This window comes from Pseudoxanthomonas sp. CCNWLY206-1, from assembly GCF_039710385.1.
Lineage (GTDB): Bacteria > Pseudomonadota > Gammaproteobacteria > Xanthomonadales > Xanthomonadaceae > Pseudoxanthomonas_A.
Genome location: NZ_JBDKXI010000001.1, coordinates 410,000 through 435,106 on the forward strand (window position 1 = coordinate 410,000; position 25,107 = coordinate 435,106).

The window sequence follows — 25,107 nt, forward strand, 5'->3', positions numbered from 1 at the left end:
TTGTGGGCCCCTGGCCCGCGTTTGCTGTCGCTAGGTGTGTCGGCTTTATTTTTTATCTTTATTGCTCAATCGCGACTCACGTCGCTCCTGCAAGGTTCCTGCAAGGTCCCCTACAGGCTCCCGTTCAAAAAACGGCTGGCGCTAGCCCCCCTACGCCAGTACAATTCTCGCTCGCCTGTTACCTACCGCCCCGGACCGGAGAAATACCGCGTTCGCGGTTTCTTGCAGCCGCAAGTCGGAGGGGCAGGGTTCCTTCACCCCAAGGCGAACCCCGTGACTCAACCCGCAATTCTCGTACTCGAAGACGGCACCGTGTTCGAGGGCGATTCCGTAGGCGCGACCGGCCTTTCGGTCGGCGAAGTGGTGTTCAACACCGCGATGACCGGTTACCAGGAAGTCGTCACCGATCCTTCCTACGCCCGCCAGCTGGTCACTCTGACCTATCCCCATATCGGCAATACCGGTTGTACCGACCAGGACGACGAAGCCAGCCAAGTCTGGTGCGCCGGCCTGATCGTGCGCGACGTGCCACGCCGCCCCAGCAGCTGGCGCAACCAGACGCCGCTGCCGGAATGGTTGATGGCCCGCGGCATCGTAGCCATCGCCGGCATCGATACTCGCAAGCTGACCCGTTTGTTGCGCGACCGTGGCGCGCAGAACGGAGCCCTGATGGCGGGCAATGACATCGACGTCGACAAGGCACTGGAAGCTGCGCGCAAGTTCCCCGGCCTGAAGGGCATGGACCTGGCGAAGGTGGTGTCGGTAACCCAAGCGTATCCATGGAAGGACGGCCAGCTGGATCTGGATACCGGTAAATGCGCGCAGAGCGAGCCAAAATTCAAAGTGGTGGCTTACGACTACGGCGTGAAGTACAACATTCTCCGCATGCTGGCCGAGCGCGGCTGCGACGTCACCGTGGTGCCCGCCCAGACGTCCGCCGCCGACGTGCTGGCCATGAAGCCCGATGGCGTGTTCCTGTCCAATGGCCCGGGCGACCCGGAACCTTGCGACTACGCCATCACCGCCATTCGCGAATTCGTCGACAAGAAGATTCCCACCTTCGGTATCTGCCTGGGCCATCAGCTGTTGGCGCTGGCCGCCGGCGGCAAGACGGTGAAAATGGGTCACGGCCATCACGGCGCCAATCATCCGGTCATCGACCTGGATTCCGGCCGGGTGATGATCACTTCGCAGAACCATGGCTTCGCCGTCGACGAAGCGACGTTGCCAGCCAACGTGCGCGTCACCCATCGCTCGCTCTTCGATGGCACCAATCAGGGCATCGCCTTGACCGACGCACCGGCGTTCTCATTCCAGGGACACCCGGAAGCCTCACCGGGACCGCGCGACGTGGCGCCATTGTTCGATCGTTTCGTGCAGTCGATGGAAGCGGCGCGATGAGCCGCTGTGCTGGCTTTCGCTCAATCGCACCTGCGGCGCTGAAAGGCGCCGAGTTGCGGGTGGAGTTGCCAAAGGCGTGATGGCCGCCATCGCTCCTACCTTGCGGCCGAGAACGGCGCTACGGCGCTGGCGCGGACCATTGTTGGTCGGAGCGTTGATGGCGATCTATCCGCTATTCGTGGCGGTGGCGGTGTACCCGCGCTACCTGGCCGCAGATCTGCCTGGAGGTCGCAACGGACCGGCCGATGCCTACCGGCATTCGCTTGCCAGCGCCGTAGTGGCCTATACGCTTTCTTCGCGGTGCGTCGATTGGGTCACACGCCTGATGGAACACGATGGCATAGGCAGTCCGAGCCGCGCCATGGATGCTCACAACAACCGGATCGGCGCACGCATCGGCGCGTCAGCCGATAGTTGGACCTCGATGCAACAAGCCGTGCTCGCCGCGGTTAATACGGGAGCGGTCGACGCACGATCACCCGACCAGATCACCTGGCTCGCGCCTGACGCGTGGCAGAAAAGACTTTACTGAGGACGAAATGCCAAAACGTACCGACATCAAGACCGTCCTGATCATCGGCGCCGGGCCGATCGTCATCGGCCAGGCCTGTGAGTTCGATTACTCCGGCGCCCAGGCCTGCAAGGCACTACGCGACGAGGGTTACCGGGTGGTGCTGGTCAACAGCAATCCGGCCACCATCATGACCGACCCGGAAATGGCCGACGCGGTCTATATCGAGCCGATCAATTGGCAGACGGTCGAGAAGATCATCGCCAAGGAAAAGCCTGACGCGCTGCTGCCAACCATGGGTGGACAGACCGCGCTCAACTGCGCGCTGGACCTGGCCGACAACGGCGTGCTTGAGAAGTACGGCGTGGAGCTTATCGGCGCCAAGCGCGAAGCGATCATGATGGCCGAAGACCGCGAGCTGTTCCGCGTCGCCATGCAGGAGATCGGGCTGGAATGCCCGAAAGCCGAGGTCGCACGCAGTTTCGAGCAGGCAGTCGATATTCAGACGCGCGTGGGTTACCCCACCATCATCCGTCCCAGCTTCACCTTGGGCGGTAGCGGCGGCGGCATCGCCTACAACCGTGAAGAGTTCGAGGACATCGTCAAGCGCGGCCTGGAGCTCTCGCCGGTCGGCGAAGTGCTGGTGGAAGAATCCGTGCTCGGCTGGAAGGAGTTCGAGATGGAAGTGGTCCGCGACACCGCGGACAACTGCATCATCGTGTGCTCCATCGAAAACCTGGACCCGATGGGTGTGCACACCGGCGACTCGATCACCGTCGCCCCAGCGCAGACCTTGACCGACAAGGAATATCAGCGCCTGCGCGATGCCTCCATCGCGGTGCTGCGCAAGATCGGCGTGGATACGGGTGGCTCGAACGTGCAGTTCGGCATCAACGCACAGACGGGTCGCGTCGTTGTCATCGAGATGAATCCGCGCGTGTCGCGTTCATCGGCGCTGGCATCCAAGGCCACCGGTTTCCCGATTGCCAAGGTGGCCGCCAAGCTGGCGGTCGGCTATACGCTGGACGAGCTGCGCAACGAAATCACCGGCGGCCTCACCCCGGCTTCGTTCGAGCCGAGCATCGACTACGTCGTCACCAAGATTCCGCGTTTCGCTTTCGAGAAATTCCCGGCCGCCGATCCGCGCCTGACCACCCAGATGAAGTCGGTGGGCGAAGTGATGGCGATGGGCCGTACCTTCCAGGAATCGCTGCAGAAAGCGCTGCGTGGCCTGGAGACCGGCAAGGTTGGCCTGGACCCCACCGGCTTGAACCTGTCGGACGAAGACGACATGGCCGCGCTACGTCGCGAACTGAAGGCGCCGGGCCCTGAGCGCCTGTTCTACGTCGCCGATGCGTTCCGCGCCGGCATGACGGTGGAGCAGGTGCACGCACTGTCGTTCATCGATCCGTGGTTCCTGGATCAGATGGAAGAATTGATTGCCGACGAGAAACAGCTCGCCGTCGACGGTCTGGCGTCGTTGAACGCCGCACGCATGCGCAAGCTGAAGCGCGCAGGTTTCTCCGATGCGCGATTGGCGCAACTGGTCGACACCGACGAGACCGCGGTACGCGTGCTGCGCAAAGCCTTGGGCGTGAAGCCGGTCTACAAGCGCGTGGATTCCTGCGCGGCCGAGTTCGCCACCAGCACCGCCTATCTGTATTCGACCTACGAGGACGAATGCGAGGCCGAACCGACCCAGCGCGACAAGATCATGATCCTGGGCGGCGGCCCCAACCGGATCGGCCAGGGCATCGAGTTCGACTATTGCTGCGTGCATGCTGCGCTGGCGCTGCGTGCCGATGGTTTCGAAACCATCATGGTCAACTGCAATCCGGAAACCGTCTCCACCGACTACGACACTTCCGACCGTTTGTACTTCGAACCGCTGACGCTGGAAGACGTGTTGTCGATCGTCGAGCTGGAACAACCCAAGGGCGTGATCGTGCAGTACGGCGGCCAGACTCCACTGAAACTGGCACAGGCCCTCGAAGCCAACGGCGTGCCGGTGATTGGTACGTCGCCGGACTCCATCGACCTGGCCGAGGACCGCGAGCGCTTCCAGCAGCTGGTCGAAAAGCTGGGCCTGAAGCAACCGCCCAACCGCACCGCACGCAACGCCGATGAGGCGCTGACACTGGCTCGCGAAATCGGCTATCCGCTGGTGGTGCGCCCGTCCTACGTGTTGGGCGGCCGCGCGATGGAAATCGTCTATGGCGAATCCGATCTGGCGCGCTACGTGCGCGACGCCGTCAAGGTGTCCAACGATTCGCCGGTGTTGCTGGACCGCTTCCTGGACAATGCGGTGGAAGTCGACGTGGACGTCATCGCAGACCAGACCGGTGCAGTGCTGGTCGGTGGCGTGATGGAACATATCGAGGAAGCCGGTGTGCATTCCGGGGACTCGTCGTGCTCACTGCCACCTTATTCGCTTTCCGCCAAAACACAGGCGGAACTGCGGCGCCAGGTCGTGGAGCTGGCCAAGGCGCTCAACGTGGTCGGCCTGATGAACACACAGTTCGCCATCCAGACCAATGATGAGGGCGACGACACTATCTTCCTGCTGGAGGTCAACCCGCGTGCTTCGCGCACGGTGCCGTTCGTGTCGAAGGCGACCGGCATGCCGCTGGCCAAGATCGCGGCGCGCTGTATGGCGGGCAAGTCGCTGGCCGAGCAGGGTGCCATCAAGGAAATCGTGCCCGACTACTTCTCGGTGAAAGAAGCGATCTTCCCGTTCGCCAAGTTCCAGGGCGTGGATCCGATTCTTGGGCCGGAAATGCGTTCAACGGGCGAAGTCATGGGCGTGGGCCGGAGTTTCGGCGCGGCCATGGCGCGTGCGCAGGAAGCCGGTGGCATCAAGGCGCCGGTGCCGGGCAAGGCTTTTGTTTCGGTTCGTGACCCGGACAAGAAACGAGTGCTGCCCGTGGCCCAGGCGCTGGTCGAACGCGGCTTCACCTTGGTGGCTACCCAAGGCACCGGTGCGTGGCTGCGCCAGAACGGCCTGCAGTGCGAACTGATCAACAAGGTGGTTGAAGGGCGCCCGCATATTGTCGATCTGATCAAGAACGGCGAAATCGTGTATATCGTCAACACCACGGAAGGCCGTCAGGCTATCGCTGACTCCTTCTCCATTCGGCGCGAAGCCTTGCAACATCGCGTCACTTATTCGACCACCGTCGCTGGCGCCAAGGCGCTGGTGCATTCGCTGGAGTACCGTGGCACCGGCCCGGTCCTGGCGTTGCAAGAACTGCACAAGGAGCTATAAGGGTGAGAGCACCGTTGACCATGAAAGGCGCACAACGTCTGCGCCAGGAACTGGAACAGCTTAAGAGCGTGAAGCGGCCGCAAGTGATTGCCGCGATCGCAGAAGCGCGCGCGCACGGCGATCTGAAAGAGAACGCCGAATACCACGCCGCCCGCGAACAGCAGAGCTTCATCGAAGGCCGCATCAAACAGCTGGAAAGCGAGCTGTCGCATTCCGAAATCATCGACGTGAGCAAGCTCAACGCGGGCTCACGCGTTGTGTTTGGTGCAGTCGTGACGCTGGCCGATGTGGATACCGATGAAGAGAAACGCTACCAGGTGGTCGGCGATCTGGAAGCGGACATCAAGCAGGGACTGATTGCGATTTCCTCGCCGTTGGCCCGTGCATTGATCGGCAAGCACGAAGGCGATTCGGTCACCATCGACGCCCCGGCTGGCCAGCGCGAATACGAAATCATCAACGTCTCCTACGACGACTGAAAACGCGATGGCATCGGCCACGCTGCTGCTGCCTGCACGCACCCGGTTGGTCGGGCAGGCGCTGCCGACCGCCGTTGCGAAGGCGCTTGGCCGGTCCGACCGCAGCCGTGGCGAGGAAGGCGAGCGCGCGCAGCTGCGACGGCAGTTTCAGCTTATCCCCGATTATTTACCCGGTCATTGGCCGGTAGCGGCATTGACCCGGCAACTGGATGCGGGCGACGCTGCATCGTCGGCGTGGTTGCGCGCCGACCCCGCACGCGTGGCGCCGGACATGACGGGTGCGCGGATGCTGGCTCACGGCGACGCACTTGCCTTGACCGAGGAAGACCTGACGCAACTGTTGCCTGCGTTGCGGCCGCTGTTCGGCGATGCGGGTTTTCCATTGGATGCTCCACATCCATCGCGTTGGTACCTGCGTGTTCCGAAGGATGCTCCGTTACCCGCATTCGCGCCGGTGGACGATGTACTGGGCGATGATCTCTTCGCGCATCTGCCGGACGGCGATGCCGGCCGCCGTTGGCGCGCGTTGCTGACCGAGGCGCAGGTGACGCTGCACAACCACCCTTGGAATGTGCGGCGTGTGGCGGAAGGAAAGCCGCCGGTGAACTCGCTGTGGTTCTGGGGCGGCGGCGTCCTGCCGGACGTCGTGCGTACCTCGTTCCGTCAGATCAAGGGCAACGAAGTGTTGCTGCGTGCCTTGGCCAGCGCCGCGGGCGTAGCCCCGACTTCCGCCGAGAGCGAAGAAGTCGATGCACTGATCGATCTGCGTCAGCTGCGCAATCTGGACCTGCTGTGTCGCGACGCACTGCTGCCGTTGCTGGCCGCGCTAGGCAAGCGCGAACTGGATGCGCTCACTTTGGATTTCGAGGACGGCGCGATCTTCATCCTGCGGCGCGATCAACGCTGGCGCTTCTGGCGCCGCCCCATGCCGCGCCTGGATACGCTTCGTCCCGACGAAGTCCCGGTATGACACGCGCAGGTCCAAGTATCCGTCGGCGCGAAGCCGTGCTTGGTGGCGAGTGGCCCGACTCTGTCCCGTCGTTGCTGCGCCGTGTCTATACGGCGCGTGGCGCCTTGAATCTGGAGCAGGCGCAGCCCAGGTTGGCGCAACTGTTGCCGCCGGATTCGCTGGGCGGACTTGTGGCCGCGACGGCGCTGTTGGCCGATGCCATCGACCAAGACAAGCACATCGTGGTCGTTGGCGATTTCGATTGCGATGGTGCTACCGCCTGCGCTGTGGGCGTGCGTGGTCTGCGTATGCTGGGAGCGAAACGCGTCAGTCCCGCGGTGCCTAACCGCATGGTCCATGGCTACGGGCTGTCGCCGTCATTGGTCGAAGAGCTTGTCGGCTTGGAGCCCGATCTACTGGTCACCGTGGACCACGGCATCGCCTGCCACGCCGGCATTGCCACGGCCAAATCGAAAGGTTGGCAGGTGCTGGTTACCGATCACCATCTGCCGGGCGACGCATTGCCGCCGGCCGACGCCATCGTCAATCCCAATCTGCGTGGCGACGCGTTCCCCAGCAAGATGCTGGCAGGCGTAGGCGTGATGTTCTACGTCTTGCTCGCCTTGCGCCGGCGGCTGCGCGAGGCGGGCGCTTTTGCCGCGGGAGAACCTGATCTGATGCCGCTGCTGGATCTGGTCGCGGTAGGCACCATTGCCGATCTGGTGCCGCTCGACGTCAACAATCGCGCCCTGGTCGCGGCCGGACTCCGCCGTTTGCGCACCGGGCAGGGATGTGCGGGACTGCGCGCCTTGATCGAGGTATCCGGACGCACTGCCAGTCAGTTGAGTGCATCCGATATCGCGTTCTCTGTCGCACCACGACTCAATGCCGCAGGCCGTTTGGAAGACATGGCGCTGGGGATCGAATGCCTGTTGTGCGACGACAGCACCCAGGCCAATGAAATGGCGCAGGTGCTCAATGGCATCAACGCCGAGCGTCGTGGCGTACAACAACAGATGACCGAGGAAGCCGAAGCCGCGATCGCGCGCCTGGCAGGTGAGGACGATCTTCAGGCGCCGATCGCACTGTGCCTGTTCGATCCCGAATGGCATCCCGGCGTGGTCGGCCTGGTGGCGTCGAAGATGAAGGAGAAGCTGCATCGGCCGGTGATCGCTTTCGCACCGGCGGAACCGGGCAGCACAACTCTGCGCGGCTCGGCGCGTTCGATTCCGGGCTTTCATATCCGGGACGCCTTGGCCGCTATCGACGCGGTGCACCCGCAGCTGATCGCCAAGTTCGGCGGTCACGCTATGGCCGCTGGCCTGACGTTGGACCAAAGCGTTTTGCCTGAGTTCGAAGCCGCCTTCAGGCAGCACGCGGAGGCGTTGCTGGACGACGCCATGCTGCGAGCCGAATTGCCTAGCGACGGCGAATTGCTACCCCACGAATTCGATCGCCTCCACGCCGATGCGCTGCGCGCGGCAGGGCCGTGGGGGCAGGGCTTTCCAGAACCTTTGTTCGATGGCGAATTCGACGTGTTGGACTGGCGCGTGGTCGGCGAACGCCACCTGAAATTCTCCTTGCGCACCGCACAACGGCCCGCGCCGCTCAATGCTATCCATTTCAACGGCTGGACCGATCAACCGCCGCCGCTACGCATCCATGCGGCTTATCAGCTGGATACCGATGACTATCAGGATCGGCGCGGGATTCAATTGGTGATCCGGCATTGGTTGCCGATTTAGGGCGCTAGGTGTCGACTGTACTGTAGCCGGTGCGGGGGAAGGCACGTTTCCGCGTCGAGTGTGGAGAGCATGGAATGAATCAACTTCAAGCAAAGCTTGCTGTGTTTTTATCGTTTTCGATCGGCGTTTTGCTGGTCTTCTTTGCTTCTCCTCACCTGTTGAACATGTATGTCTCTGAAGCTCCTCGAGCGGCTTACGTCGCAACAGGGCATGTATATGAGTTCAATCAGCATGGGACCGTCGTGTACTTGTCGCTGAAGCAGTTGATTGCTGTGCATGGGCTGACGGGTATCGGAATGCTGTCGCTCATTACATGTGCTGTATGCATGAAGAAAATGGTTCTCCTGATACGGGAATCTAGACCTTGATCGAAAGCTTCTTGTAGAGCCGAGCTTGCTCGGCTGAGCCTATCCGGAGTCATGGTGTTACAGCAGCGGAGCCACAAGGGGACTAAACAAGCTCCGCTCTACGTGATTCTGCCTGTGGACGAATGTGGCGTTAAGTGCTGGCTTCTCAACGCTCAGCCCACCGTGGACACCTGCATGGTTTTCGGCGGGCGGGCTCCCAATTTCAATCCGAACAATGGCCGCAACCAACCAATACGGCGGACGAGTTCGTAACAAGCGAAACAGACAGCGAAGGTCAGCGCCACCAACAGGAGGCCTTCTGGCAAGGCTGGAATACCGAACGGTCTGAGGTTGTACGCCGCCAGGACGATCACCGTCTGGTGGAGGATGTATACCGGGAATACCGCCGGCACCAGGTACCGCAATGCCGCACTGTCGGCATGGCGGAAGCGGTAAGCGAAACCGAAGATCGCCGCGATGGTGCACCACTGGTTTACACCCCAGGCCACACGTTGCACGGTTCGCAACGCATCCGGCGGAGGGTTGGTATCGCTGTAGCCGCTGGCGTAGAAGTACCAGATGATGAAGCCATAGCTGCTGACGGCCAGCAGCAGGGCGAGCCAACGGAATCGCTGCAGGGCTTCCCAGAAGCCGGTAGCGCGCGCCATCAGATAGCCCAGCAGGAATACGCTGAAGTACTGGGCATGGTTGTACCAATCGTCGACCAGTGCGTGGGTGGCCTCGAATCGGTCCACCAGCACAATCCGAATGGCGGCCAGCACCACCACCGGCCACAGCAGCACGCCCCAGCCGGATAGCCGTGCCGTGAGCCACTTTCCCAGCGAGCCCGAGGCTTTCGGTATCAGTCGGTCGAGTAGCCAGACAGCTACCGTGTACACCCACAGGTAGGCAACGAACCATAGGTGGTTCCAGGTGGGCAGGATCAGGCAGCCATCGTCGTCGCAGAAGGTGCTGTCGCCGGTGAGATACCGGCCCCAGAACGCCAGATAGCCATCGTGGTAGCCACCGGGATAGCGCGAATCCAGCAGCTCGTAGTAGGCCTGTGGCGGCACGATGACCAGCATGCCGAAGATCAACGGCAGCAGCAGGCGCCAAGAGCGCGAGCCCAGGAAACCTTTCGGTTGCTTGGCGAGCAGGAACGCGCTGGCCGCGCCGGAGACCAGGAACAGCAGCGACAGCCGCCATGGGCTGCTCAGCAACATGAAAGGTTCGAGCACAGAGCCAGCTTGTGGGCTTTTGACGTGCCAATCCCAGGTCACGTAGTACATCCCTACGTGATAGAGCACCAGCAGGCCGAACGCGCAAACCCGCACCCAATCGAGATCGTGACGGCGTTCCATGGCAATTCCAACGAAGAAGGACCGCCTCATTTCAAAGCGCGCCATGCAGCCGTGCGACCGCAAAGTGATCGATGGCGGGCGCGAAGGGACGAATCGTGGACATCAGGGACGAACGCCGGATGGCCGCGCCGTCCACTCACCTAGAATGCGCGGATGACCGACGCCATCTCCGACGCTGCCTATCGCCGTTTCCTGCCTTGGCGCCGCACATTCGAAGTTGGCTTCTGGGTGGCGCTGATGCTTGTCAACGCAGTGGGCAACAGCATCACCACGTTGATGGACGTCCGCCGCGCGGGGCTAACGTTCGCCAGTTGGGAGCCGGCGGTGTGGGAGGGCTCCAGCGCGATCCTGATGCTGGCACTGGTGCCTGCGCTGGTGGTGTTCACCCGCCGATTCCCGCTGCACTGGGACACTTGGCGGCGGCAACTGCCTTGGTACCTGCTGGCCAGCCTGGCGTTCTCATTGATACACGTGGCCGGCATGGTGGCGCTGCGGGTGCTGGCCTACCGATGGCAGGGCGAAAGTTATGACTTTGGTCCCTGGGGCCGGGAATTCCTTTACGAATACCTGAAGGACGTCCGCAGCTTCACCAGCATGGTGGTGGGCATCGAGGTCTACCGCTTCCTGCTGCGGCGCTGGCGGGGCGAAGCCAGCCTGCTGGACGTACCGGATGAAGGGCCTCCGGTGGAGCCGGTGGAACGCCCGGAACGCTTCCTGGTCCGGAAGCTGGGACGTGATTTCCTGGTGGCCGCGGCCGACATCGAATGGCTGCAAGCCGCCGGCAACTACGTCAACCTGCGCGTGCGCGGCCATGATTATCCATTGCGCAGCACTATCGCCGGCGCGGAGGCCAAGCTGGATCCACAGCGTTTCGCTCGGATCCACCGCAGCTACATGGTCAACCTGGATCATGTGGTCTCCATCGAACCCCTGGAAAGCGGCGATGCGCGCCTGTACCTGAAGGACGGCACGAATTTGCCCTGCAGCCGCCGCTATCGAAGCGAGTTGCGCGACCGGGTCGGCAACGACTGATCGGCCCAGGCAGGCGCGCCGGAATCCTTGGGAAAGCCTTGCCAGGCGGTCTGGAGCGAATGCCTCTGGTATCCTTGCCGACCTTTACGACACCGCCCCCGCCGCACCATGATCGAACTCAATCCCATCCGCCAGCGCATCGCCGACCTGCAAGAACGGCTGATTTCGCTCCGGGGGTATCTTTGACTACGACGCCAAGCGTGAGCGTCTGGAAGAAGTCAACCGCGAACTGGAAAACCCCGACATCTGGAACAATCCCGAATACGCCCAAACCCTGGGCCGGGAACGTTCGCTGCTGGACAAGACAGTCGGCGGCATCGCCAGCGTCGCCGACGGCCTGACCGAAGCGAGCGAGTTGCTGGAACTGGCGGAAAGCGAAAACGACGAAGACACCGCGGTGGCCGTAGTGGCCGATGTGGACCGTTTCGCGACCCATGTGGAGAAGCTGGAATTCCAGCGCATGTTCTCCGGCCAGATGGATGCGTCCAATGCGTTCGTCGACATCCAGGCAGGCGCTGGCGGTACCGAAGCGCAGGACTGGGCGGAAATGCTGCTGCGCATGTACCTGCGCTGGTGCGAATCGCGCGGCTGGAAGACTGAGCTGATGGAAGTCAGCGGCGGCGACGTGGCCGGCATCAAGTCCGCTACCGTGCGGGTGGAAGGCGATTTCGCCTACGGTTGGCTGAAGACTGAAACCGGCGTGCACCGGCTGGTACGCAAATCGCCGTTCGACTCCGACAACCGTCGCCACACCAGCTTCACTTCGGTGTTCGTGTCGCCGGAAGTCGATGACAACATCGATATCGAGATCAACCCGGCCGACCTGAGAACGGACGTCTACCGCTCTTCCGGCGCCGGCGGCCAGCACGTCAACAAGACCGAATCGGCCGTGCGTATCACCCACATCCCATCCGGAATAGTGGTGGCCTGCCAGACCGGTCGCAGCCAGCACCAGAACCGCGACAACGCCATGAAGATGTTGGCGGCCAAGCTTTACGAGCTGGAAATCCAGAAACGCAATGCCGAGCGCGACGCGGTGGAAGCCACCAAGTCCGATATCGGCTGGGGCAGCCAGATCCGCAACTACGTGCTGGACCAAAGCCGCATCAAGGACCTGCGCACCGGTGTGGAACGCACCGACACGCAGAAGGTACTGGACGGCGACCTGGATGAGTTCGTCGAAGCCAGCCTGAAATCCGGCCTGGAGGCCGGATCCAAACGGATCGACGCTTAAGCTCTCGTAGAGCGGAGTTCGCTCCGCTGCTTTTCCTGCACCACACGTCCCAGCCGCGCCACTCGGCACCAAGAAACCCCAGCCCCCATGACCGACCAGAATTCAACGCCGCAACCCCAAGTCGACGAAAACAGCCTCATCGCCGAGCGTCGCGCGAAACTGAAGGCGCTGCGCGGGCAGGGAGTGGCATTTCCCAACGATTTCCGCCGCAGCGAGTACGCCGGCGACCTACAGGCCGAATACGCCGACAAGGACCTGTGGACGGCCGAGGCGCTGGAAACCGCGCATCGTCAAGTGAGGATGGCCGGCCGGTTGATGGCCAAGCGGGTAATGGGCAAGGCGAGCTTCGTGCAGATCCAGGACGAATCCGGCCGTATCCAGTTGTTCCTGCAAGCGAATGCACTGGGCGAGGTCTACGAATCGTTCAAGAGCTGGGATATCGGCGACATCATCGGCGTGGAAGGCGCGTTGACCCGGACCAAGACCGGCGAGTTATCGGTCCGCGCCGAGTCGCTGCGCTTGCTGACCAAGTCGCTGCGCCCGCTGCCGGACAAATGGCATGGTCTGTCGGACGTGGAACAACGCTACCGCCAGCGCTATGTCGACCTGATCGTCAACCCCGAGGCGCGCGAGGTCTTCATCAAGCGCTCCAAGATCATCCGCGCCATTCGCGAATGGCTGGACACGCGACGTTTCCTGGAAGTGGAAACGCCGATGATGCATTACATCCCCGGCGGCGCCGCCGCCAAGCCGTTCACCACGCACCACAATGCGCTGGACATGGATCTGTACCTGCGCGTGGCGCCGGAACTCTACCTCAAGCGACTGGTCGTGGGTGGTATAGAACGGGTCTACGAGATCAATCGCAATTTCCGCAACGAAGGTGTCAGCACCCGGCACAACCCGGAATTCACGATGCTGGAGTTGTACGAAGCCTATGCCACGTACAACGAAGTGATGGACCTCACCGAGACAGTGATCCGTGATGTTGCCCATGAAGTTCTGGGCACCGGCAAGGTGGTTTGGGAAGGCAGCGAGATCGACTTGGAGCCGGCATTCCGCCGCTGGCGCATGGATGAAGCCGTGCGTCACTACAACCCGGAAATCAGTGCCGCCGACTGCACCGACCGCGATGCGCTGGTGCGCCATTGCGAACGCCTGAAGATCCACGTCAAGCCGTCCTACGGCTGGGGCAAGTTGCTGCTGGAGATCTTCGAGAAAACGGTGGAGCACACGCTGATCCAGCCCACTTTCATCACCGACCATCCGGTGGAAGTGTCACCGCTGGCCCGCGCCAACGACGGCCAGCCAGGCTATACCGACCGTTTCGAGCTGTTCATCAACGGCAAGGAGCTGGCCAACGGCTTCTCCGAGCTGAATGATCCGGAAGATCAGGCAGCCCGCTTCCTGGCCCAGGTAGAAGCGAAGGAGGGCGGCGACGACGAGGCCATGCATTTCGACGCCGACTACATACGCGCGCTGGAGGTCGGCCTGCCGCCCACGGGGGGCCTGGGCATCGGTATTGATCGCCTGGTCATGCTGCTGACCGGCTCGGATTCGATCCGTGACGTGCTCCTGTTCCCCTACATGCGTCCTGAGAACCAGGGCTAGCCCAGCCGTGGCGTCAAAAATGTGACGCGCTGGGGCAAAAGTTGATCCTCAGGGCAGGTGCGCCGGTTTTCCGTACCTCGCCCCGTGCGTTGCCCCCGGGGCGCTCCTGGCTTATGGTGCGCTCCAGACGCCGCCAAATTGCCCTGGAAAAGCCGTGTAACCGGCGAATTCCACCCGCCTCACCCGACTTGCTCGGTGCGCTTGCCGGAGTGGCATGTTTCCTGCGTGGACTATGACCGGACCCTAGTCAATATCGATTGGGGCGCGGCGCGAAGCAGGATGCTCAAGCGCGCGTCTACGAGCACAGCGGACCGGCGGATTTCCACCGGTCGCCGGACAGGAAAGGCACACATCCCATGTTAGATGTCAGCGTAGCCAACAGCGGAGTATCCTTGCCCGACAGCCACCTGATGTGGTCTCAAGGGGTAGGAAGCGCATTGAACATCGTCATCGTCGACGATCAGACGTCTGCGCGCACGATGCTGCGCCACGTTATCGAGGACATCGCCTCGGAACTGACCGTGCATGACTTCGGCGATCCCCAGGTAGCCTTGAGCTGGTGCGAACAGAACCGCACGGATCTGCTGCTTTTGGACTACCGCATGCCGGGAATGGATGGGCTGGAATTCGCCCGCCGGTTCCGTCGGCTGCCGATGCACCGCGACATCGCCATCATCCTGGTCACGGTGGTTGGCGATGAGCCGATACGCCAGGCCGCCCTGGAAGCCGGCGTCATCGATTTCCTGGTAAAGCCCGTACGGCCGCGCGAACTGCGTGCACGTTGCCGCAACCTGCTTCAGCTGCGACAACAGTCGGAAAACGTCAAGCAACGCGCTTTGTCGCTGGAGCAACGGCTGCTCTCCAGCATGCATGAGGTGGAAGAGCGCGAACGCGAAACGCTGTCGCGCCTGGCGCGCGCCATCGAATTCCGCGACAGCGGCACCAGCGCCTACCTGGAGCGCATGGCACACGTCGCCGGATTGATCGCCGAACAGCTGGGACTGCCGGAAGACGAGGTCCGTGCCATCGAAATGGCAGCGCCGCTGCATGACATGGGCAAGATCGCCATCCCCGATTCGGTATTAATGAAAGCCGGCCCGCTGACTGCGGAAGAAACCGAAGTCATGCGTCGCCATCCCAAGATTGGCCATGAGCTGCTGTCCGGCAGCCAGAACCGTTTCATCCAGACCGGCGCGCTGATCGCGCTGCGTCATCACGAGCGCTACGACGGCAGTGGTTATCCTGACGGTTTGGTGGGTGAGGAAATCCCGCTGGAAGCCAGGATCGTGGCAGTGGCAGACGTATTCGACGCCTTGATCTCGCCGCGCCCCTACAAGAAGGCCTGGGAGAAAGACGCGGCCCTGGCCTACCTGTACGCCCAGCGTGGCCGTCTGTTCGATCCAGGTTGCGTGGATGCGCTGATCCGCGGCCGAGTCCGGCTGGACGACATATGCGATCGTTTCTCGACGGTGCAGAGCCGTCCAGGGATGGAGTGAGCCATGAACAACCTGTCCGCTTGGGTAAAAAACCGTCTGGCCAATCGCCCTGACAGCGAGCATGGACAGGCACTGGTCCGCATCGGCCTGATCTCACTGATCCTGGCCTACGCCTTGTTGCCATCCTCGCGTGCCGCGCTGGCACCCGGTGAATACGCTGTCGTCCTGGCGATCGTGTTGTCGGGTCTGGCGAACGGCTTGGGTATATTTGCGTGGCTGCTAGCGCGGCCGGGTAAATCCCATGTGCACCGCGCCCTGGGCATGATGGCCGATTACGGCCTGATGGCTGCCGCCATGGTCGGCATGGGCGAGGCGTTGGCCTGGGCCTATGTGGTGCTGATGTGGGTCACGGTGGGCAACGGTCTGCGCTATGGCAATCGTTACCTGGTCATCGCGGTGGCGATGGCCTGCGTGGCGTTCGGCGGCGTACTGGTACTGAGCGACTACTGGCAGCGCAATCTGACCTTGGGCATCGGTCTGTTGCTGGGTTTGATCGCGGTGCCGATGTATCTGTCCGGCCTGCTGCGCGATCTGACCCGCGCCACCGAGGAAGCACGCCGCGCCAACGAAGCCAAGAGCCGGTTCCTGGCCAATATGAGCCACGAATTCCGCACTCCGCTCAACGGTTTGTCGGGAATGTCGGAGCTGCTGGCGACGACGCGACTGGACAGCGAGCAGCGCGAGTGCCTGTCCACCATCCAAGCCTCCACGCGCAGCCTTCTGGCGCTGGTGGAGGATGTGCTGGATATCTCGGCCATCGAGGCGGGCAAGCTGAAGCTCAACCTGGTTGAGTTCTCGCTGCAGGAACTGGTGGAAAGTATCGGCTTGATCCTGTTGCCGCAGGCACGCGCCAAGCAGTTGCGGTATGAAGCGCGTATCGATGGAGCGGTTCCCGCGAAGCTGCGCGGCGACGCCGGCCACCTGCGGCAGGTCCTGCTGAACCTGGCGGGCAATGCCGTCAAGTTCACCGACTTCGGCGAAGTCCGGCTAGACGTCGCCATCGCGCCGTCCGAAGGCGAGCAGATCCGTCTGCGCTTTACCGTGACCGACACCGGCATCGGCATTCCGCTGGCAGTGCGGACGCGTTTGTTCGAAGCGTTCGAGCAGGCCGACGCAGGTCTGTCGCGCCGGTATGGCGGCACGGGGTTGGGCACCACCATCGCCAAGGGCCTGACCGAGGCCATGGGCGGCCGCATCGGCTTTGAGAGCACTGAGCAACGGGGAAGCTGCTTCTGGGTGGAGCTGCCGTTCGCCCTGGTCCAGGTTCCGGTCGCGGCGCCATCGGTGCAGGCACCAGTGGGTTGGCTCGAGGATTCGGCCATTCCGGAAGGCGCGGAAAACATCATTGCCTTCTCCGACCCCTTCCTGCGTCATCGCGCACGTGTCCGCAATATGCAGATACTGGTCGCGGACGACCATGAAGCCAACCGCATGGTATTGCAGCGGTTATTGCAGAAAGCCGGTCACAAGGTGACCAGCGTGAACGGTGGCGAAGACGTGTTGAACGCATTGGAATCCGCCGAATACGACGCGGTGATCTGCGACCTGCACATGCCGGGCATCAGTGGCCTGGATCTGTTGAAGCAGCTGCGTGTGATGGAAGCCGGCAGCGGCAGCCGCACACCGGTGCTGATCCTGAGCGCCGATGTCACGCCCGAATCGATTCAACGTTGCGAACAAGCCGGTGCGCGCGCTTTCCTGGCCAAACCCGTCATGGCAACCCGCTTGCTGGACGCCTTGGCCGATCTCGCCAACAACAATCGTGCATCGATCGGCGCCAACATGCCGACCCCGCGCAATGAAAGCCCGATGTCGGACGGAGTGCTGGATGTCAGCGTGCTGGACGAGTTGACCGCGTTGGGAATGGGCGAGGCCTTCGAGCGTGAGTTCATTGGCCAATGCCTCAACGATGCCGACGGCTGCATCGGCGCCATGGCGCACGCAATGGAGCGGGGCGACGGTGAGCATCTGCGTGAACATGCGCATGCCCTGAAGGGCGTCGCCAGCAACTTGGGCCTGGTCAAGCTGGCGTCGGCCAGTGGCGAACTGATGCGGCTGGCGGACTGGCAGATCAACCGTGAATGGCGCCAGCGATTGGCCACGCTCAATTCGCATTTGAGCCATGGCCGCGCTGCGCTTGAAGCACGTGAACGCGTACGTACCGCCGCCGTCGAACAAGACAGCGAGCGCAATTGAGCGCGAGGCGTGATGGCTCGTTAGCCACTGTCCCACCGGTACTTGCCGGTGGGAACTCCCCCTGATGATTTAAAACGAGAGGTCGAATGATGCGACCGACTTCTCTTGGGTGATAGCTCTCAGGCTCTTAAGCCGCACGCGCCCCCGAGCGCTTTTCCTGTGCACGTACGATGCGCTCCATCATGCGCAAGGATTTATCGCCCAAGGCCAGCGCGGTATCCACCCACACTTCGGTGATACCCATCAGTTCGTCGTAACCCACCGGCTGTGCCAGGTTGCGCGATGCATTCATGGCGAGATACGCATGCGGTGCGCGCTGGTGCTTGTTGATCAGTTCCTGCACCGCGGCCGCGCCGTGGCCCTTCGGTACCAGCACGTCCACAACACCCAGGCGGTACAGCTCATCACTGGTGTAGATGTTGCCGTCCAGGATGATCTTCTCGGCTACCTGCGGCGATACGCGCTTGCATAGGAACGAGTAGGCGCCCATGCCCGGGAACAGACCGAACAGTACCTCCGGCAGCCCCATGTCGACGCCTTCTTCGGCCACGATGGTGTGGCAGGCCAGGGCGATTTCCAAGCCGCCGCCCAATGCGTCACCCTCGATCAGCGCGATAGTGCGGACGTCGCCGCCCAGGCCGGTATTGAGATGATGCACGCCGTCGATACAGCGGCGCGCGTAGCCGAGCAGGCGATCGCGGTTGTTCTCACGGATCAGTTGCGAGAACAGTCCCAAATCACCGCCCAGATTGAAAGCGCCCGGCGCCGCGGAAGCGACGACCAGGTGGCGCAACTTGCCGGACTGGCGCTGTGATTCGCGCAGCGTGATTGAATTCATGAAGCTAAGCACGTCGTCCAGCATCTGGCTGCGGAAGCACGGCCGCACACCCGGCGCGGCGTCGGCATGCATGTACATCCAGTGGGAGTCACCGCTGGGTTCCGACTCGACGCGAATGGTGGGGAAGGAACGGGTGCGTTGCAGTTTTTCGATGTTGTTCATTTGGATTTTCCTTGGCAGGGTAGGTCGCAGAGTCGGCTGCGGGTTCGACATTAAAAGTGTGATGTGTGACAGCACGCGCCGATCCTACACCTGAACGAAGAGTTAAAAGACGGCTCATTCGCGGCCATTCCGGCACTAGACATGTCTATGCCCGACCATTTTCTTAAACTGTGACGTACGTCTAGAAAATAGCCCTAAAGTTGACGCCGGCCAATTAAGAAGGCCGGCATTGCGCCGGCCTTGGTTTGACTCACTTCGGTCCGGCGGGAGGCGGGTTTCGCAGCTCCTTGCGAAGGATCTTGCCCACGTTGGTTTTAGGCAGTTCGGTGCGGAATTCGATGTACCGGGGCTGCTTGTAGCCGGTGAGATTGTCGCGGCAATAGGCTTTGATCCGATCTTCGGTGAGGGAAGGGTCCTTCTTGACCACGAACACTTTGACCGCTTCGCCGGATTTTTCGTCCGGGATGCCGATCGCAGCCACTTCCAGCACACCATCGAGACCGGCGATGACGTCTTCGACCTCATTGGGGTACACGTTGAAGCCGGACACCAGGATCATGTCCTTCTTGCGGTCGACGATGTAGAAAAATCCTTCCGCGTCCATCTTGGCCATATCACCGGTATGCAGCCAGCCGTCGTCATCGATGACCTTGGCGGTCTCCTCCGGGCGCTGCCAGTAGCCCTTCATCACCTGCGGACCCTTGACGCAAAGCTCGCCGACTTCCCCCAAGGGGACCAGATTGCCGTCGTCATCCTTCAGGCAGATGTCGGTAGACGGAACAGGCAGGCCGATGGCGCCGTTGTATTCCTTCAAATCCATGGGATTGATACAGGCTGCAGGTGAGGTCTCGGTCAGTCCATAGGCCTCTATCAGGGGCACGCCGGTGACTTTCTTCCACCTCTCCGCCACGGCGCGTTGCACGGCCATGCCGCCACCGAGTGTCAACTTTAGGCTCGAGAAATCGACCTTGTCGAAACCCGGCGTGTTGAGCAATCCATTGAACAACGTGTTGACGCCGGTGATCGCCGTAAAGCGCGTGCCCTGCAGTTCCTTGACGAATCCGGGCATGTCGCGCGGATTGCTGATCAGGTGATTGAGGCCGCCCAGTTTCATGAAAACCAGGCAGTTCGCCGTCAACGCGAAGATGTGGTACAGCGGCAATGCGGTGATGATGACTTCATTGCCGTAGTCCAGACCATTGCCGATCCAGACACCGGCCTGCTGCATGTTCGCCACCAGGTTGCGGTGCGTCAGCATGGCGCCCTTGGATACGCCGGTGGTGCCGCCGGTGTACTGCAGGAAGGCGATATCGTCCGGATCGATTTCCACCTCCGGCAATGTGTGCAACTGGCCGAGGGTCAGCGTGTCCTTGAAGCGGACTGTGCCGGGAATGTCGTAATCGGGGATCAGCTTCTTGACGTACTTCAATACGAAATTGATCACCGTTCCTTTTGGGAATCCGACCAGATCGCCGAGGCCGGTGGTGATCACGTGCTTGAGCGGCGTGCCCGTCATGGCCTCCTGTACGGTCTTGCCGAAATTGTCGACCACCAGCAGCACGACCGCACCGGAATCGTTCAACTGGTGCTTCAACTCGCGCGGGGTATACATCGGATTGACGTTGACGACCGTCAAGCCTGCGCGCAATACGCCGAAAATGGCGATGGGATACTGCAGGCAATTGGGCATCATGATGGCGACGCGGTCGCCCTTTTTCAGCTTCAGCTCGCCAAGCAGGTAAGCGGCGAAGCGACGGCTCAGCGTATCGATTTCGCCATAGGTCAAAGCCTTGCCAAAATTGGTGAAGGCAGGCCGGTCACGGAATTTTTCGATCGCCGTGTCGAGCACCGAAACGATGGAGCGGTATTCGTCCAGATCCACTTCGTGTGGGACGCCTTGCGGATAGCTCTTGAACCATGGACGCTCCTGACTCATCTTCTGCTCCCTCCCCAGGGTCTTTTTTTGGCTTGGTTCCGACGCCCGTGAACTCGGGCGCCGGGTGGGTGCTACAGGGGGAGCATACCGTTACGGATGGAAAAGGCGAAGCGATTGAAAAACGTGAATCGGATATGTCACTTAATGGACGCTATCCATCGGCGGCCGTTGGCTTGGAGTGCCGCGTGGCTGCTGTGCTGGCTGTTGGCTGCTTGCAGTCAAACCTCGCCGGAGCAACGGCTGAAACAGCAATTCGAACAGATGCAGACGGCGGTCGAGGAGAGGCGCACGGATGATTTCCTGGCCGGTGTCAGCACGGACTTTGCCGGGAAGAATGGAATGGATCGTGCTGCGCTGCACAATCTGTTGCGTCTGCAGATGTTGGGCAACGCATCCCTTGGCGTGACTCGCGGCCCATTGGATATACAGCTGCAAGGCGATCACGCCACCGTCAAATGCTCGGTCTTGTTGACCGGCGGTGGCGGGCGTTTCTTGCCGGAGCGGGCACAGACCTACGCCATCACCAGTGGATGGCGGGAAGAGGATGGCGAGTGGCGTGTCTATTACGCCGATTGGCAAACCGAGTAGCGCGCGCCGCGATCTTGCCGCGCCGATAGCAAACCATAACGAATAGCGGGCGTAGAGCGGAGCTTGCTCCGCTGCTTTTTTTCCAGCAATCAACAACAGCCGAACAATCGGCTATTCGCTACCACCTGCCGTTGCGACGACCTCTTCGCTATCGGCGCGACAAAACCGCGGGGCGCAGCTCCGCTCTACAAGTAAACCCCGCTACGCTGCCCGCTGCGTGGCCAACTGACGAAGTACGTAATGCAACAGCCCACCATGACGGAAGTATTCCACTTCCTTGGGCGTCAGCAGCATCACCTTGGCTTGGAATCGCACCTCCCGACCATCGGATTTCTTGGCCGATACGGTGGCGACTTTGGAGGCGCCATCCTGCAGGCCGGTGATGTCGAAGACTTCCGACCCGTCAAACCCGAGCGTCGTTGCGTTCTGGCCTTCGATGAACTGCAAAGGCAGCACGCCCATGCCGACCAGGTTGGACCGGTGGATGCGCTCGAAGCTTTCGGCGAATACCGCCTTGACCCCCAACAGGTTGGTGCCCTTGGCTGCCCAGTCGCGCGACGAGCCGGTGCCGTACTCCTTGCCGGCCAACACCACCAGCGGAACCCGGTCGGCCTTGTACCTCATCGCCGCATCGTAGATGGACAGCTTTTCGGGTGCGCCGCCGTCTTGCGGGAAATACAAAGTGTTGCCGCCTTCCTCACCGCCGAACATCAGGTTCTTGATGCGGATATTGGCGAACGTGCCGCGTACCATCACATCGTCGTTACCGCGGCGGGAGCCGTAACTGTTGAAGTCCGCCGGCTGCACGCCGCGTGACATAAGGAAACGGCCTGCGGGTGAATCCTTCTTGATATTGCCGGCCGGCGAGATGTGGTCGGTGGTGATGGAATCGCCGAACAGGCCAAGCACGCGCGCGCCATGAACGTCGGCGATGCTGCCGACTTCCATGGTCATGCCTTCGAAGTAGGGTGGATTCTTGATGTAAGTGGAGTCCCCATCCCAGGCATACAGTTCGCCATCGGGCGACGCGATGGTGTTCCAGCGGGTATCGCCCTTGAACACATCCGCGTAGTTCTTCTTGAACATTTCCGGCCCGATGGTCTTGGCGATGAAGTCGCCGATTTCCTTGTTGCTGGGCCAGATATCCTTCAGATACACCGGCTGCCCATCGCTGCCGACGCCCAAGGGTTCGCTGGTCAGGTCGATGTCGGTAGTGCCGGCAATGGCGTAAGCGACCACCAGCGGCGGCGAAGCCAGGTAGTTCATCTTCACTTCGGCGTGGATGCGCCCTTCGAAATTGCGGTTACCCGACAACACCGAGGTCACCACCAAGTCGCCGGCGGCAATGCCCGCGCTGACTTCGGTAGGCAGCGGACCAGAGTTGCCGATGCAGGTGGTGCAGCCGTAGCCGACGACGTAGAAGCCGATCTTCTCCAGTTCATCCAGCAAGCCGGCTTTCTTCAGGTAGTCGGTCACCACCAGCGAACCTGGCCCCAACGATGTCTTGACCCAGGGCTTGCGGGTCAGCCCCCTGGCGGCAGCGTTGCGCGCCAGCAGACCTGCGCCCAGCATCACCGCTGGATTGGACGTGTTGGTGCATGAAGTGATCGCCGCGATCACCACCGCGCCATCCTTCAATTCCACGCTCTGGCTATCGATCTGAATCTGTGCGCGGCCTTTGGGCAGCACCTCCTTGTTGCCGATAGCGGTGCCGCCGCCTTCGCTTTCCAGCCGCGCTTCGGCCACGCCATTCTTTTCGCGCGTCGCGGCGAAAGGCACCAGGTTGTCGCGGAAATTCCGCTGCACGTCGGTCAGCAGTACGCGGTCTTGCGGCCGTTTGGGACCTGCCAGCGAGGGCCGTACATCCCCCATGTCCAGATGCAAGCTCGTGCTGTATTCGGCATGCGGGGTGTTGGCGTCATGCCACAGGCCCTGCGCTTTCGCATAGGCCTCTACCAGGCGGATATGGTCCTCATCGCGGCCAGACAGCCGCAAATAAGTCAGCGATTCCTCATCGATCGGGAAGATGCCGCAAGTGGCGCCGTACTCGGGCGCCATGTTGCCGATGGTGGCGCGATCGGCGAGCGGCAGGTGCTGCAGGCCATCGCCATAGAACTCGACAAACTTACCCACCACACCCAGCTGGCGCAGCATCTGCGTCACCGTCAGCACCAGATCGGTGGCCGTGGCGCCTTCCGGCAACCGGCCGGTCAGCTTGAAGCCGACCACCTGCGGGATCAGCATCGACGAAGGCTGTCCCAACATGGCCGCTTCCGCTTCGATGCCGCCCACGCCCCAGCCCAGCACGCCGATGCCGTTGATCATCGTGGTGTGGGAGTCGGTGCCGAAAACGGTGTCCGGATAGGCCAAGCGTTCGCCGTCCCGTTCGGTGGTCATCACCACCCGCGCCAGGTTTTCCAGATTCACCTGGTGGACGATGCCGGTGTTCGGCGGCACCACCTTGAAGTTATCGAACGCTTTTTGGCCCCAACGCAGGAAGCCGTAGCGTTCCTTGTTGCGTTCGAACTCGATCTTGCCGTTGAGGTCCAGCGAGTCGGCGCTGCCGAACGAATCCACTTGCACCGAATGATCGATCACCAGTTCCGATGGAATCAGCGGGTTGATCTGGTTGGGGCGGCCGCCCAGCTTGACTACCGCATCGCGCATCGCTGCCAGGTCGACCACGCAGGGCACGCCGGTGAAATCCTGCAGCACCACACGGGCTGGCATGAAGGCGATTTCGGTATCCGGCTCTTTCTTCGCGTCCCAATGAGCTACCGCCTGGATGTGCTCGGGCGTGACGGTGACGCCATCCTCGCAGCGCAGCAGGTTCTCCAGCAGGATCTTCATGGAGTAGGGCAGGTGGGCGAACGCCGGGCCTGCCGCCGCCGCCGGAGCCAGGCGCTGCCTTAGCTTGGGAAGGCTGAAATAGGTGTATGACGTGCCGTTGACGTCCAGCGTGGAACGAGTGGCGAAGGAATCACTCATTGCGGAGGCTCCTGTAGCTTTGGGAGAGGGAAGAAGACGGATAGCCGCAGCGTAGCGACCGTGATCCAGCCGTCTTGTGAATGGTTGCGCCGATTATCCGCCAATTCGATGACCGGCCAAGTGTGCTGTCCAGAGGTCGCATCGAACGCATGTAGCCGGTGGAAGGCACGATAGAAACGGTGGTTTGGCTATGGCAATCCATGCGGGGAGTATCGTCCTTTTCGCTCCATCGAATTTGAGTATGCATGGAAAAGTATGTATTATGCGCGCATACCGAGGAGCCCTCAAATGGAAGCCACCGTTGCCGAACGCGGGCAAATCACTCTTCCCAAGGCCGTACGCGACGCGCTGGGCCTGACCAAGGGCAGCGTATTGAAGGTCGAACTGGAAGGCAGCCGCATTGTGTTGCGCAAGAGCGTGGACGACGCGATTTCCCGTGCGCGCGGCCGTTTCAAGCTGGACGGTTTCGATAGTACCGATGAAGCCTTGCGCACCATCCGCGGCCGCGCGCCCGGCGAACCCACGGACGCCTGAGCTCCGTGATCGCCATTGATTCCTCTGTGCTGATCGATCTGCTGGCCAATGGTCCGCAGGCGGATGCTGCCGAGGCCTGCCTGCGTCAATGCCTGAGCGTCGGTCCGGTGGTGATCAGCGATGCGGCCCTGGCCGAAGTCTGTAGCGCCTTGCGCGACGGATCCGAAGCGCTGGCGGTACTGGAGGAAATGAGCATCCGTTTCAGCCCATTGGAAGCCAAGTCCGCGTTGCGCGCAGGCGAGATGCAGCGCCGTTACCGCCAGCGCCACGCCACCCAGGGGCGCGCGGTTCCCGATTTCCTGATCGGCGCCCATGCGTTGCTTCAGTGCAATGGCCTGATCACACGTGACGATCGTTTCTACCGCGATTACTTCAAGGGATTGAAGCTGATCGTGCCTGTTGCCGAATAACGTTGCTGTCGAAACGCTACCCCG

The 25,107-nt window shown here is 61.8% G+C and carries 19 protein-coding genes; 15 read left to right on the forward strand and 4 right to left on the reverse strand.

The features are described from left to right. Positions 1-273: 273 nt before the first annotated feature. The 7 genes from carA to AADW18_RS01745 all read left to right on the forward strand — a co-directional run bounded on the left by carA (position 274) and on the right by AADW18_RS01745 (position 8,718). A complete protein-coding gene (gene carA / locus AADW18_RS01715) occupies positions 274-1,401 on the forward strand; it encodes a glutamine-hydrolyzing carbamoyl-phosphate synthase small subunit (protein WP_337341614.1) in 1,128 nt (375 codons plus the stop codon). A 154-nt stretch (positions 1,402-1,555) separates the two neighbouring features. Then, positions 1,556-1,933 (forward strand): hypothetical protein, encoded by a 378-nt coding sequence (locus AADW18_RS01720; RefSeq protein WP_337342100.1) that lies wholly within the window; start codon positions 1,556-1,558, stop codon positions 1,931-1,933. Positions 1,934-1,940: 7 nt separating this feature from the next. Beyond that, complete coding sequence (gene carB, locus AADW18_RS01725; protein WP_337341615.1) at positions 1,941-5,177, forward strand: carbamoyl-phosphate synthase large subunit; 3,237 nt, start codon at positions 1,941-1,943, stop codon at positions 5,175-5,177. A 2-nt stretch (positions 5,178-5,179) separates the two neighbouring features. Further along, positions 5,180-5,656, forward strand: coding sequence for a transcription elongation factor GreA (greA, locus tag AADW18_RS01730; RefSeq protein WP_337341616.1), 477 nt, complete (start codon positions 5,180-5,182; stop codon positions 5,654-5,656). A 7-nt stretch (positions 5,657-5,663) separates the two neighbouring features. Continuing rightward, positions 5,664-6,626 carry a phosphoglycerate mutase gene (locus AADW18_RS01735; RefSeq protein ID WP_337341617.1) on the forward strand — a complete coding sequence of 321 codons (963 nt, stop codon included), beginning with the start codon at positions 5,664-5,666 and terminating at the stop codon, positions 6,624-6,626. Further along, positions 6,623-8,350, forward strand: a complete 1,728-nt coding sequence (gene recJ / locus AADW18_RS01740; RefSeq protein ID WP_337341618.1) for a single-stranded-DNA-specific exonuclease RecJ — start codon at positions 6,623-6,625, stop codon at positions 8,348-8,350. Before AADW18_RS01735 ends, recJ begins: the two co-directional genes overlap by 4 nt. Before the next feature lie 74 nt (positions 8,351-8,424). Then, positions 8,425-8,718, forward strand: a complete 294-nt coding sequence (locus tag AADW18_RS01745; protein ID WP_337341619.1) for a hypothetical protein — start codon at positions 8,425-8,427, stop codon at positions 8,716-8,718. A gap of 152 nt (positions 8,719-8,870) precedes the next feature. Here the strand turns inward: AADW18_RS01745 and AADW18_RS01750 are convergent, their stop codons facing one another. Then, positions 8,871-10,058 carry an acyltransferase family protein gene (locus tag AADW18_RS01750; protein WP_337341620.1) on the reverse strand — a complete coding sequence of 396 codons (1,188 nt, stop codon included), beginning with the start codon at positions 10,056-10,058 and terminating at the stop codon, positions 8,871-8,873. Between the two features lie 153 nt (positions 10,059-10,211). Here AADW18_RS01750 and AADW18_RS01755 point away from each other — a divergent pair, with 153 nt between their 5' ends. The 5 genes from AADW18_RS01755 to AADW18_RS01775 all read left to right on the forward strand — a co-directional run bounded on the left by AADW18_RS01755 (position 10,212) and on the right by AADW18_RS01775 (position 17,627). Next, positions 10,212-11,090 (forward strand): LytTR family DNA-binding domain-containing protein, encoded by an 879-nt coding sequence (locus tag AADW18_RS01755; protein WP_337341621.1) that lies wholly within the window; start codon positions 10,212-10,214, stop codon positions 11,088-11,090. A 108-nt stretch (positions 11,091-11,198) separates the two neighbouring features. Beyond that, positions 11,199-12,324, forward strand: a protein-coding gene (prfB, locus tag AADW18_RS01760) for a peptide chain release factor 2 (RefSeq protein ID WP_337341622.1) whose coding sequence is annotated in 2 segments (ribosomal slippage) — positions 11,199-11,273 and positions 11,275-12,324 — 1,125 coding nt in all. Because the reading frame shifts where the segments join, the coding sequence is not laid out codon by codon here. Positions 12,325-12,411: 87 nt separating this feature from the next. After that, complete coding sequence (gene lysS, locus AADW18_RS01765; RefSeq protein WP_337341623.1) at positions 12,412-13,935, forward strand: lysine--tRNA ligase; 1,524 nt, start codon at positions 12,412-12,414, stop codon at positions 13,933-13,935. A gap of 410 nt (positions 13,936-14,345) precedes the next feature. Continuing rightward, positions 14,346-15,431 (forward strand): two-component system response regulator, encoded by a 1,086-nt coding sequence (locus AADW18_RS01770; protein ID WP_337342101.1) that lies wholly within the window; start codon positions 14,346-14,348, stop codon positions 15,429-15,431. 3 nt (positions 15,432-15,434) lie between these two features. Then, positions 15,435-17,627 (forward strand): response regulator, encoded by a 2,193-nt coding sequence (locus AADW18_RS01775; RefSeq protein ID WP_337341624.1) that lies wholly within the window; start codon positions 15,435-15,437, stop codon positions 17,625-17,627. A gap of 127 nt (positions 17,628-17,754) precedes the next feature. Here AADW18_RS01775 and AADW18_RS01780 read toward each other — a convergent pair whose 3' ends face one another. Both AADW18_RS01780 and AADW18_RS01785 read right to left on the reverse strand, forming a co-directional pair. Beyond that, entirely contained in the window at positions 17,755-18,627 is an 873-nt protein-coding gene (locus tag AADW18_RS01780) for a crotonase/enoyl-CoA hydratase family protein (protein ID WP_337341625.1), read from the reverse strand. A gap of 250 nt (positions 18,628-18,877) precedes the next feature. Continuing rightward, the gene (locus tag AADW18_RS01785; protein WP_337341626.1) at positions 18,878-20,563 is read right to left on the reverse strand and encodes a long-chain fatty acid--CoA ligase; all 1,686 of its coding nucleotides are present in this window, start codon (positions 20,561-20,563) and stop codon (positions 18,878-18,880) included. Positions 20,564-20,707: 144 nt separating this feature from the next. On the opposite strand from AADW18_RS01785, the gene AADW18_RS01790 reads away from it, so the two are divergent. Continuing rightward, a complete protein-coding gene (locus AADW18_RS01790; RefSeq protein WP_337341627.1) occupies positions 20,708-21,151 on the forward strand; it encodes a nuclear transport factor 2 family protein in 444 nt (147 codons plus the stop codon). Positions 21,152-21,352: 201 nt separating this feature from the next. On the opposite strand, the gene acnA is transcribed toward AADW18_RS01790, so the two are convergent. Next, positions 21,353-24,139 (reverse strand): aconitate hydratase AcnA, encoded by a 2,787-nt coding sequence (gene acnA / locus AADW18_RS01795; protein WP_337341628.1) that lies wholly within the window; start codon positions 24,137-24,139, stop codon positions 21,353-21,355. Between the two features lie 288 nt (positions 24,140-24,427). Between acnA and AADW18_RS01800 the strand changes: the two genes are divergently transcribed. Both AADW18_RS01800 and AADW18_RS01805 read left to right on the forward strand, forming a co-directional pair. Further along, positions 24,428-24,673 carry an AbrB/MazE/SpoVT family DNA-binding domain-containing protein gene (locus tag AADW18_RS01800; RefSeq protein ID WP_337341629.1) on the forward strand — a complete coding sequence of 82 codons (246 nt, stop codon included), beginning with the start codon at positions 24,428-24,430 and terminating at the stop codon, positions 24,671-24,673. Positions 24,674-24,678: 5 nt separating this feature from the next. Beyond that, a complete protein-coding gene (locus AADW18_RS01805; protein WP_337341630.1) occupies positions 24,679-25,083 on the forward strand; it encodes a type II toxin-antitoxin system VapC family toxin in 405 nt (134 codons plus the stop codon). Positions 25,084-25,107 lie beyond the last annotated feature (24 nt).